Here is an 8,987-nt window from a genome sequence, read left to right as displayed (position 1 = left end):
CAGACACTCAATAGCGCCGGAGGTGTTGCAACACCAAGCGCTCTTGGCTCGGGCAGCTTTGGCAGTTTTGACTTTGCAGGTGTCACTTTCATTAATTACCGGAGTATCCACAACTATAATGTAAGTGCGAAGGCTGGAACAAAGCGCGCCATAGGAATTAAGCCTGACGAATGTCAATTCTTCCCTGTTGATGCGCCTGGTGTATTCCAAAAAACCTTTGCTCCTGGTGAAAGCTTGGATTTTGCCAACACCGTTGGAAAACCTCTCTACACCATGCTTATCGTCGACCACGACCGTAATGCATGGGTAAAACCGGAGGTCTATAGCTATCCGCTTTACATTTGCACACGCCCTGAAATGCTGTTTAAAGCCGTGATTGGAGCGAAATAACATGCGATGGCACGGGCTGCTAAACCAAATGGTTAAAGATGTGCGCAACACTTTTGGGCAGCCCATCATCTACACGCGAAAGGACAATCAGCAATCTTTTCGTATCACAGCGATTTACGGCATTAAGCATTAAGAATCGGACGCTGGTGGCAGAATCCCTAGCACAATTGCAAGAAAGGAACTTGATCTTTGTATCAATGATATTGGGTGGTGCCACCAAACCCTCAAGATAGTGTTATTGTGATGGATCCTGAAAACAGCAAAGCTCCTTCTTCCCAAGAGCACTTCACTGTCACAGATGTCCAAGCCTCAGAATCCGGTATGTATAAGCTTATCTTGCGGGAGATAAAAAATGGACGTATCTTTATCTTGTGTATTTAAAAATTAATAAGGCTGCCCAAGAGCCCGAATTACTGCTACAAACCTTGGATTTGGAATGGCACTAAATCGGTAACTCCATGGTGAGCCAGTACGGTGACTGATGTGACATCTTTGATATGTTATAGTGACTGATGCAATTCGTGTCCAAGTAGTTCTTTCATTATCTTCAGGGCTTTCAAATACAATAGCTTGGTTTGTTACTAAAAGACGTCCTAAAGCTGGAGTCTTTTCGTAAATATTGAAGGTAACGCGTTCTTGAACTCCCAACAGTTTTTCATTTTTTGCTAAACGATAATCATATTCACTTGCGTCAAGTTCTTGAAACATTTCACATGCTTCCTCAAAATTAGAGGGAGGAATATCTGATTGCCACAGAGCAACTTCTTGCTCAAAGTTTTTTTCCTTTTTCGCCTCACGATAGGCAATAATAACAAAAATTAAAACAATAAGAATGGGTACTAATAACCATGGTGTAATAGTTACTGTTACCACAATGCCTCCACTCAACAGAACACAAAGGAGAAAGATCTGTACCCTCTTTTCTAATCGTTTTTTTTCAAGTTCCGGCGACATTTTATTAACAACTGATAAATCAGAAGAAGGGTGGATATGGGGGGGAGGCATTAAAACCTGCTCTGAAACTTTTTCTTTAAAACGTTTTTTGCGTTTATCTTGCCAATGAACAAAAATAGACAAAGCAATAAATGCAAAGAAAAGTAACCTGAACCATCCCCAAAAACCTAGACCATCATTTTCGTCTGACTTTTTGTCTTGAACATGGATACTTTGCTTATCAGTATTCTCAGGTAGTACCTGTTTCACGCTTTCATTTTGAGTAGCAACATATATTAATGAAGTCGAGGAGGAGGAAAAAATTTCATTATTGTATGTAACTTGATCTGGTTCGATTTTGTGAAAAAAAAACGCACCTAATATTGCAGAGCCGAGAAATGATAAAACTCCAATACCAAGAGTTTTCAGTCCGTTTTTCCGCCATTTTTTTATACACACTAAAACAAGTCCGACAACCATCATTGGGAATGATAACAAGCATACGATCACCGCAATTGTATCAAGCGTATCGAGCATTATTTCCCCCTCCACTATAAATAAAAAACTAAGCCGAAAATTTAAAGTGAGTCGACAAATAAAGTAAAGATGTGCTTATAATTTTTAGAAAAAAGTGATATTGCTGCGTGACATTATTACAGCGATATGAATAATCGAATCAGGTGCCTAAAAAACACTTTAAAGCAACTAGCGAACGGATTGCTGGAGCAATATCTTCTCCGCCAATTAAAGTTTTGACTCGTTGTATGCTACACGCATATAATAACTTTGTCGGGTATAGTTACACTATACAAGACCCTTTACGGGGAAAATGTAACGGACGGGGCTAGTTGCCCATGTTTCTTAGCACCCAGAGCTCTTTTAGAGTGTCATTAAGAAACATCTAACAACTAGGAGTCCTTTATGAATGCCCTTATAGAAATTAAAGAACAAATTATTGAGCAGGATACAGTTCAAACGATAAATGCTCGTGAGTTGCATGCATTTTTGGAGATAAAATCCGATCTCATTGAGAGCTTGTGAGACGGCATCAAAAGCAAGTGGTAAACCTTGTCCGAATGGTTTAGCGGCATGATAAGCAAATTAACCAGCTGGATGCCTAATTGGATGAAAAAAAAAAGCTAGGCTTTAATGTTTCAATCAACAAAACTTCAACCCAGACCATTAAAACCTTTACCAATGAAACCAATGCACGGGCAAAAAAAATGTTGGATACAGGAGTGGTTACAAATACCCCGCCTGAAAAACGCAAGAGTGGTTTTAATACAAGTGTCGTTGAACAGGACAAATGCAGGCAACAAATAAAGTGGGTGCCTTTAAAGCTCCAAAGCCCATTACGGTTCACAAATCTGTTGAAGTAGACGCCCATGTAACCATTACAAATCTAAATATTTCAGTACCAAATGGTTTCAAGGACGAAATCAGAGACGCTGACAATAAAGCACTTGATATGTCTTATGGGGTTCCATGGGTGGAACAAGGGCTTGGTGGTTTGTTAGCAGGCAATGGACCAATCCAATGGGCTTTGGCAACCATTATGGTTTTAGCCGCATGTGCTGGTATTTTCTTTGTTGCTAAACGCTTTCAGCAGCACCACCTATGGTCTTATGGATGAAAGGAAATCTGATGGTAACAGGCGCGGCTTTAGCCGCTTTTTTTATTGCATTAGCAAGAGCATTTACTCTTGGGAAAAAGAGTGAACAGAAAAAGCAAACAGAAAAAGCTTTAAAAGCAGCCACAACACGTCTGGAGGTGGAAAGTGAAGTTAATCAAAAAAGTGATGCTGATGTGCGTGCTGCTCTCTCTGACTGGTTGCGCGACAAATAAATATGCTTCTTCTTGTGTTGGCTGGTTGCCAATTTATTTAGACAAGAAAGATCTGAACGCCATCAGTTCCAATTTAGCAAGAGAGATCTTAAAGCACAATAATCTAGGTGAACGCGTGTGTGGGTGGAAACATGGCTAGAAAAAAAACACAAGACGATATAGAGCTTACAGAAGCAGAAAAAGAAATACTTCAAGAAATCATCATGACCTACAAAAGTGTAAAAGTGATGTCTCGTTATACGAAATGGATTGTACTCATTATACTCTTATTAGCACTTGATTTTTCACGTATTATGGATGCGTTTGTAAGTATTTTTACACAAAAACCAAATATCCGACTCTAAACATACTCTGAGACGCGCGAAATTCTTTAGAAAATGAATTCTTAATTTTGCACGTCTTGTGAATACGATAGATAATATCTTTGCGCATTTAAAATAGTGGTTCTCAAAGAATTCAAAAAATTATTAAAGAACGTTGGAGTAAACAGATGAGCTTTGTAAAAGTATGTTGGAAAATCCTATTCCCGAACTTTTGTTAATGTTCCCGAACTTTAAAAAAGATTACAAAGAATAAATACGTTATACATGGGTGAAAACTGGATGGTGATCCCGACAGGATTCGAACCTGTGACCCACGGCTTAGAAGGCCGTTGCTCTATCCAGCTGAGCTACGGGACCCAACTGATTATTTTCTCAATTCAAAATAGCATCTTTAATTCAATGTGTCCAAGAGTGCTGCCGATCACTGCGAAAATTATCAGAATAAGAAATAGCACGTCGAATCGACGTAGGTTTCTTTTCTACACGGTAAGAGATAGCATTCTTACGCGCAAAAGCAATCGCTTCTTCCTTCCTATTAAATCTGATCCTTACCTGATTATTCATATCAGACGTTGCCGTGTACCCCATAAGAGGTTCAAGCATTTTTGCTTTCACCGGCTCATACTCTAGAATCCAAAAACCTGTATTCCCCTTACCTGACTGCATAGCTGTCTTAGCAGGACTATAAATACGTGCGATCATGCCTTTTTCCTTCAGATTACACAACGCTTGAATGATAGTTTTCCACCACACGTACCCAATTGGGTCATTCTCACACTCTTAATCAAATATGGTCGGAGCGATAGGATTCGAACCTACGACCCCCTGATCCCAAATCAGGTGCGCTACCAGGCTGCGCTACGCTCCGCCATTTACATTTACTTGATGCACATTTCCTAAAATTTTCACAACAGAAGTGCAAGAGAAAAACACACTTTTTTTTAATTTTGTTGCATTTCTTTACAAAAAAGCACGTTTTAAAAATTTTTTCCCTACTCAATAACATATTTATTGACAAATAATAGAAAACAACCTCCGTAAAAAATCCCAATCTATATTAAAAAAACAATGAATTTCTCTGTAAGGATTTCATAATTTTCATCCTGCTTTAAGCAAACTCTCACTGTATCAAAACGCATTCTACAGATACAATTTTAGAAAAAAACGACTTAAATATCATAGAAAAACTTTCCAAAAGAGAACACAAGCCAAAAAATCAGCTGTATTAAGCTTTTTCCCCTCTTTTTCTATCTTGCAAAGAACTCTTTTATTAAAAATTCCAGAATCTTCTACAATCCAAATCCATAAACAACAAACATTTTTTCAAAGCACGAAAGTCCCATTATAAATAAAATAAAGCGCTTTTTTTAGAAAAATTTTCAAATGCAAAGATGGAAAAAAGTCAACATCATACAATAAAATCTCAAAGCTATTTAAGATAAACACATGACTAAAGTAAAAAATACTATTTTCACTCTTAACAGATATCAAAAAAGAAGAAAATTTAAATGACTTGTCTTGCTACATATTGAAACGATAATAGAAAGACAGAATAAGTAAGCCATGATAGGGAGTATTTACGGATTTCTTCTATTCAAAACTTCAGCAATAACAGCACGTGTTATTTTTCTTTTTCTTTGTAATGCCAACTGATCAACAGAATCAATAACACGCTTCAATGAAAATAAAGAACGTTCACAACGACTTACAAGATAATAAACCGTGTCTGGATGTACAATAAGTTGCCTATCGGAAAAAAGCTTAAATGCAACAGCTGTTAATAATGCATCATCAGGCTGATTAATTTCAACGAACATCACCGAATTAAGACGACTTTTTAGATCATTTAACTTTAAATTCCAAGCGGAAGGAAGTGTCCGTGCCGTCATCAATAAAGTAGCTTGTCGTGCATCAAGATTTGCTTGCTTAATACTGTTAATTAAATGAAAAAGTTCTGTCTCATTAATTTCACCTGCATCAATATCCTCTATTAAAAATGATCTGCCTAAAGAAGCCATAGTAACAGCCTGATCAATTTCATTGTGCTGAATCCTGAAAGCATCTGCTTTTTGGAGCCATATATTAGAAAAGTGTGTTTTTCCAGATCCTTCTTTTCCAACCAAAACTGCAATAGGTAAGCTCCAATTGGGCCAATGATCAATAAGCTGAAAAGCCATACGATTGCTTTCCGTTACCACTAAATCCTCAAATTGAAAAATTGGATCATAAGGAAAATTTAAAGATAATTGCGTTTCACGCCCATTCATTTTAGCGGCTCCGAACTTCCCCTTCGCGAATACATCTGAGAACTAAGATAAGTATGGAGAGCAAAACGAACTAAAACGCCAACAGCCGCTGCCGCAGGAACAGCAACAAGCATACCGGTAAAACCAAAGAGTGAAGAAAAAGCAAAAAGTGAAAACATCAACCATACGGGATGTAATCCCACTGATGAACCTACAAGCTTGGGTTGAAGAATATAACCTTCAATAAATTGACCAATAAAAAAAAGTGCCATCACAACGATGATTCCCCCCCAATTATTGGGATAAAACTGGACCCATGCAATACCAACAGAAAGGACCAAACCACTCATTGTGCCGATATAAGGAACAAAGCTAATAAGACCAATAAACATACCAATCAAAAGACCAAAATTGAGTCCTGCAATCGTTAGACCAATAGCATAATAGCCTCCCAATATAAGACAAACTGTTCCTTGTCCACGAACAAAGCCTGCAATAGCTCTATCCATTTCATGAAAAATACTCCGAACGGTTTCAAGATGATCACGCGGTATTAACGAATCGATTGCTGTTACCATACGTGGCCAATCTAGTAACATATAAAATGCCACCACAGGTGCCACAACAAATAAGCTAGCGATATTAACGATAGATTTTCCTGACTTTAAAAGTGAATTCAAAAGAGACGTAATAAAATCAGAACCTTCTCCCAAAAATCCTTTAATATTATTCCGTAATTCATTTGGATCACTTCCAAAATAGCGCCTTATCCAATCAAAATCATGCTCAACAAAAAAGGTTTGAATACGATTAATATAAACAGGTAAACCATCACTCATAAATTGCTGTATTTGCCAACTAATAACAGGAATCAAAATAACTAAAGCAGCAACAAAGGTAATAACAATAAATAAGGTAATGAGGACAGTCCCAAACACACGGCGAATACCAAATCTTTCAAGTAATTGAACAATAGGATTGAGAAAATAAGCCAGAACAATCCCTGCCACAAAAGGAAGCAAAATCGATCCAAAAACAAACATAAAAAAAATGAAAAAAATCAGCGTACCAAGCCAGAAAAAGATTTGCCTTTTCATATTATTCGGCAACGGTAATTGAGTATACGCTGGCACATAAGTCTTATAACGATCCCGAGATGTATTCTCACTCACTTTCTTTCTCATAAGTTGCCAAGAAGACTGACCATGATTATCTGATATCTTGCTCATAAAATATCCTAAAAAATTCTTCACAAAAAATTATAAACATCTTCAAAATAAGGTACAAGCAAAGTTGCTTATTTTCTTATCAATATCTCTTGCAGAGAGAACTCTATCATGGCATTGCATAATATCAAAACCCGATTTTCCATTAAAGGAAGGCTCCAATGAGCAATCAAGATCTTACAAATAATAAATCCAAAGTTGGTCTTACCTACGCAAAAGCCGGTGTAAACATCGATATGGGTAATGCCATGGTAGAAAAAATTAAACCCTTTATACGCGCGACAAAACGAGCCGGAGCAGATGCAGAAATTGGCGGTTTTGGTGGACTTTTTGATTTAAAAGCAGCTGGCTTTACGGATCCTATCCTAGTAGCAGCCAATGATGGTGTGGGAACAAAATTAAAAATTGCCATTGAAATAGGTCACCATAACACTGTAGGTATTGATCTTGTAGCTATGTGTGTCAATGATTTACTCGTACAAGGGGCTGAGCCTCTCTTTTTCCTGGATTATTTTGCAACTGGAAAGCTTGACCCTGAACAAGGTGCTGCGATTGTTTCTGGTATTGCAGAAGGGTGTAAACAAGCCGGTGCTGCTCTTATTGGAGGAGAAACGGCAGAAATGCCAGGAATGTATGCAGAGGGAGATTATGATCTAGCCGGTTTTGCTGTAGGAGCATGCGAACGCAGCAAGCTACTCCCTTCAAAAGATTTAACAGAAGGTGATATTATATTAGGTCTAAGCGCCTCTGGAATTCATTCCAATGGCTTTTCGCTTGTTCGACGAATCATCCAGCAACATGATCTCAAATGGAATGACCCTGCCCCTTTTGCCCCCGAAAACAGCCTTGGTATAGCACTTCTTACACCAACACGCATTTATGTAAAATCGCTTCTTCCCATCATGCAAAAATACGAAGGGATTAAAGCTCTTGCTCATATTACAGGTGGAGGCTTTCCTGAAAATATTCCACGTGTTGTTCCATCTTCTCTCTGCGCTGAAATTAATCTTTCTACCATTAATGTTCCAGCAGTATTTTCATGGATTGCCAAACAAGGTAAAATAGAAGAAACAGAAATGTTAAGAACATTCAATTGTGGTATTGGCATGATCATTATCGTAGCACAGCATGCAGCTGAAACAATTACGCAAGCTCTTGAAAGAAAAGGAGAGAATGTAACTCCACTTGGCATTTTAACAAAACGCCAAGATCAAAATAAAGGAATACTTTATAAAGGGGTACTGCATTTATGAAAAAACAAATCGTCGTTTTCATTTCTGGTAATGGATCCAATATGGTCGCCCTTGCTCAAGCTAGTCAGCAAAAGGAATATCCTGCTGAAATCGTCGCAGTTATTTGCGATAATCCGCGTGCAAATGGTATTGAAAAGGCGCAAAACCATAACTTACCTATTCATATTGTTGATCGCAAAATTTACAAAACAAAAGAAGAGCATGAAGAAAGTATTTTTACGATTTTAGATCAATATAAACCGGATTTTCTCTGCTTTGCAGGGTATATGCGCCTTATCTCACCACGTTTTGTAAAACTTTACGAAGAACGAATTTTAAACATTCATCCTTCTCTTTTGCCTTCATTTAAAGGCTTAAACACACATGAAAAAGCTTTACAAGCAGGCGTAAAAATCACGGGTTGCACTGTTCACCTTGTTACAGAAGACATGGATGCAGGAAAAATCCTTGCCCAAGCAGCTGTTCCAGTCTATCCCTATGATACTTCTGAGAGCTTAGCACAAAGAGTTCTTAAAGCAGAGCATAAACTCTACCCCGAAGCCTTAAAAGCATTTATTGAAGGGAAGAGCAAAATGGTAGATATGCAGCAACAGCTTTTATCTTTTTGAGTGTATCAACAATCTATTAATCAGCATTTTTCAATGTCTTATACATAATTTGTGCTCAGTGTCTATAATTGAAAATCTCTATTAAATGTTGACGTAATAGAGTCTATCTCTTCATAAATTTTTGCGCAGAATGTGTGATTTTTTTGAATTTTAGTTAAATTTT

9 protein-coding genes, 2 tRNA genes and 4 pseudogenes are annotated in these 8,987 nt (G+C 37.7%); 9 read left to right on the top strand and 6 right to left on the bottom strand.

The genetic code is table 11. The features are described from left to right. A partial coding sequence (locus ACFINF_RS07505) for a major capsid protein (RefSeq protein WP_375620330.1) occupies positions 1-390 on the top strand: 390 nt, incomplete at its 5' end. Position 391: 1 nt separating this feature from the next. Next, positions 392-771 (top strand): annotated as a pseudogene (locus ACFINF_RS07500) (hypothetical protein). Between the two features lie 3 nt (positions 772-774). Here ACFINF_RS07500 and ACFINF_RS07495 read toward each other — a convergent pair. Then, entirely contained in the window at positions 775-1,860 is a 1,086-nt protein-coding gene (locus tag ACFINF_RS07495; protein ID WP_375620329.1) for a hypothetical protein, read from the bottom strand. A 384-nt stretch (positions 1,861-2,244) separates the two neighbouring features. Between ACFINF_RS07495 and ACFINF_RS07490 the strand changes: the two are divergent. From ACFINF_RS07490 to ACFINF_RS07470, 5 genes and pseudogenes are all read left to right on the top strand, one after another. After that, positions 2,245-2,346 (top strand): annotated as a pseudogene (locus tag ACFINF_RS07490) (phage antirepressor Ant); the annotation flags it as partial. 18 nt (positions 2,347-2,364) lie between these two features. Further along, positions 2,365-2,791 (top strand): annotated as a pseudogene (locus ACFINF_RS07485) (phage tail protein); the annotation flags it as partial. Between the two features lie 30 nt (positions 2,792-2,821). Continuing rightward, positions 2,822-2,956 (top strand): annotated as a pseudogene (locus tag ACFINF_RS07480) (lysozyme); the annotation flags it as partial. Further along, the gene (locus ACFINF_RS07475) at positions 2,941-3,168 is read left to right on the top strand and encodes a hypothetical protein (protein ID WP_375620328.1); all 228 of its coding nucleotides are present in this window, start codon (positions 2,941-2,943) and stop codon (positions 3,166-3,168) included. The pseudogene ACFINF_RS07480 and the gene ACFINF_RS07475, both read left to right, overlap by 16 nt. 131 nt (positions 3,169-3,299) lie before the next feature. Beyond that, a complete protein-coding gene (locus ACFINF_RS07470) occupies positions 3,300-3,512 on the top strand; it encodes a hypothetical protein (RefSeq protein WP_015856478.1) in 213 nt (70 codons plus the stop codon). Positions 3,513-3,771: 259 nt separating this feature from the next. On the opposite strand, the gene ACFINF_RS07465 is transcribed toward ACFINF_RS07470, so the two are convergent. The 5 genes from ACFINF_RS07465 to ACFINF_RS07445 form a co-directional block, all read right to left on the bottom strand. Next, positions 3,772-3,848: transfer RNA gene (locus ACFINF_RS07465), tRNA-Arg, on the bottom strand. A gap of 39 nt (positions 3,849-3,887) precedes the next feature. Continuing rightward, positions 3,888-4,193, bottom strand: coding sequence for an ETC complex I subunit (locus ACFINF_RS07460; protein WP_375620327.1), 306 nt, complete (start codon positions 4,191-4,193; stop codon positions 3,888-3,890). Between the two features lie 89 nt (positions 4,194-4,282). Next, positions 4,283-4,359, bottom strand: a tRNA-Pro gene (locus tag ACFINF_RS07455). Positions 4,360-5,068: 709 nt separating this feature from the next. Next, positions 5,069-5,758 carry a DnaA regulatory inactivator HdaA gene (gene hdaA, locus ACFINF_RS07450; protein WP_273788177.1) on the bottom strand — a complete coding sequence of 230 codons (690 nt, stop codon included), beginning with the start codon at positions 5,756-5,758 and terminating at the stop codon, positions 5,069-5,071. Continuing rightward, a complete protein-coding gene (locus ACFINF_RS07445) occupies positions 5,755-6,966 on the bottom strand; it encodes an AI-2E family transporter (RefSeq protein ID WP_375620326.1) in 1,212 nt (403 codons plus the stop codon). Before ACFINF_RS07445 ends, hdaA begins: the two co-directional genes overlap by 4 nt. Before the next feature lie 158 nt (positions 6,967-7,124). On the opposite strand from ACFINF_RS07445, the gene purM reads away from it, so the two are divergent. Further along, positions 7,125-8,216 carry a phosphoribosylformylglycinamidine cyclo-ligase gene (gene purM, locus ACFINF_RS07440; protein WP_375620325.1) on the top strand — a complete coding sequence of 364 codons (1,092 nt, stop codon included), beginning with the start codon at positions 7,125-7,127 and terminating at the stop codon, positions 8,214-8,216. Then, positions 8,213-8,824: a phosphoribosylglycinamide formyltransferase gene (gene purN, locus ACFINF_RS07435; RefSeq protein ID WP_375620324.1), complete on the top strand. Its 612-nt coding sequence runs from the start codon at positions 8,213-8,215 to the stop codon at positions 8,822-8,824. Before purM ends, purN begins: the two co-directional genes overlap by 4 nt. Positions 8,825-8,987 lie beyond the last annotated feature (163 nt).

Source organism: Bartonella sp. TS25HLJMH, assembly GCF_042193505.1.
Lineage (GTDB): Bacteria > Pseudomonadota > Alphaproteobacteria > Rhizobiales > Rhizobiaceae > Bartonella > Bartonella grahamii.
The sequence above is the reverse complement of the archived record's forward strand: the minus strand, read 5'-3'. Positions and strand labels throughout refer to the sequence as shown.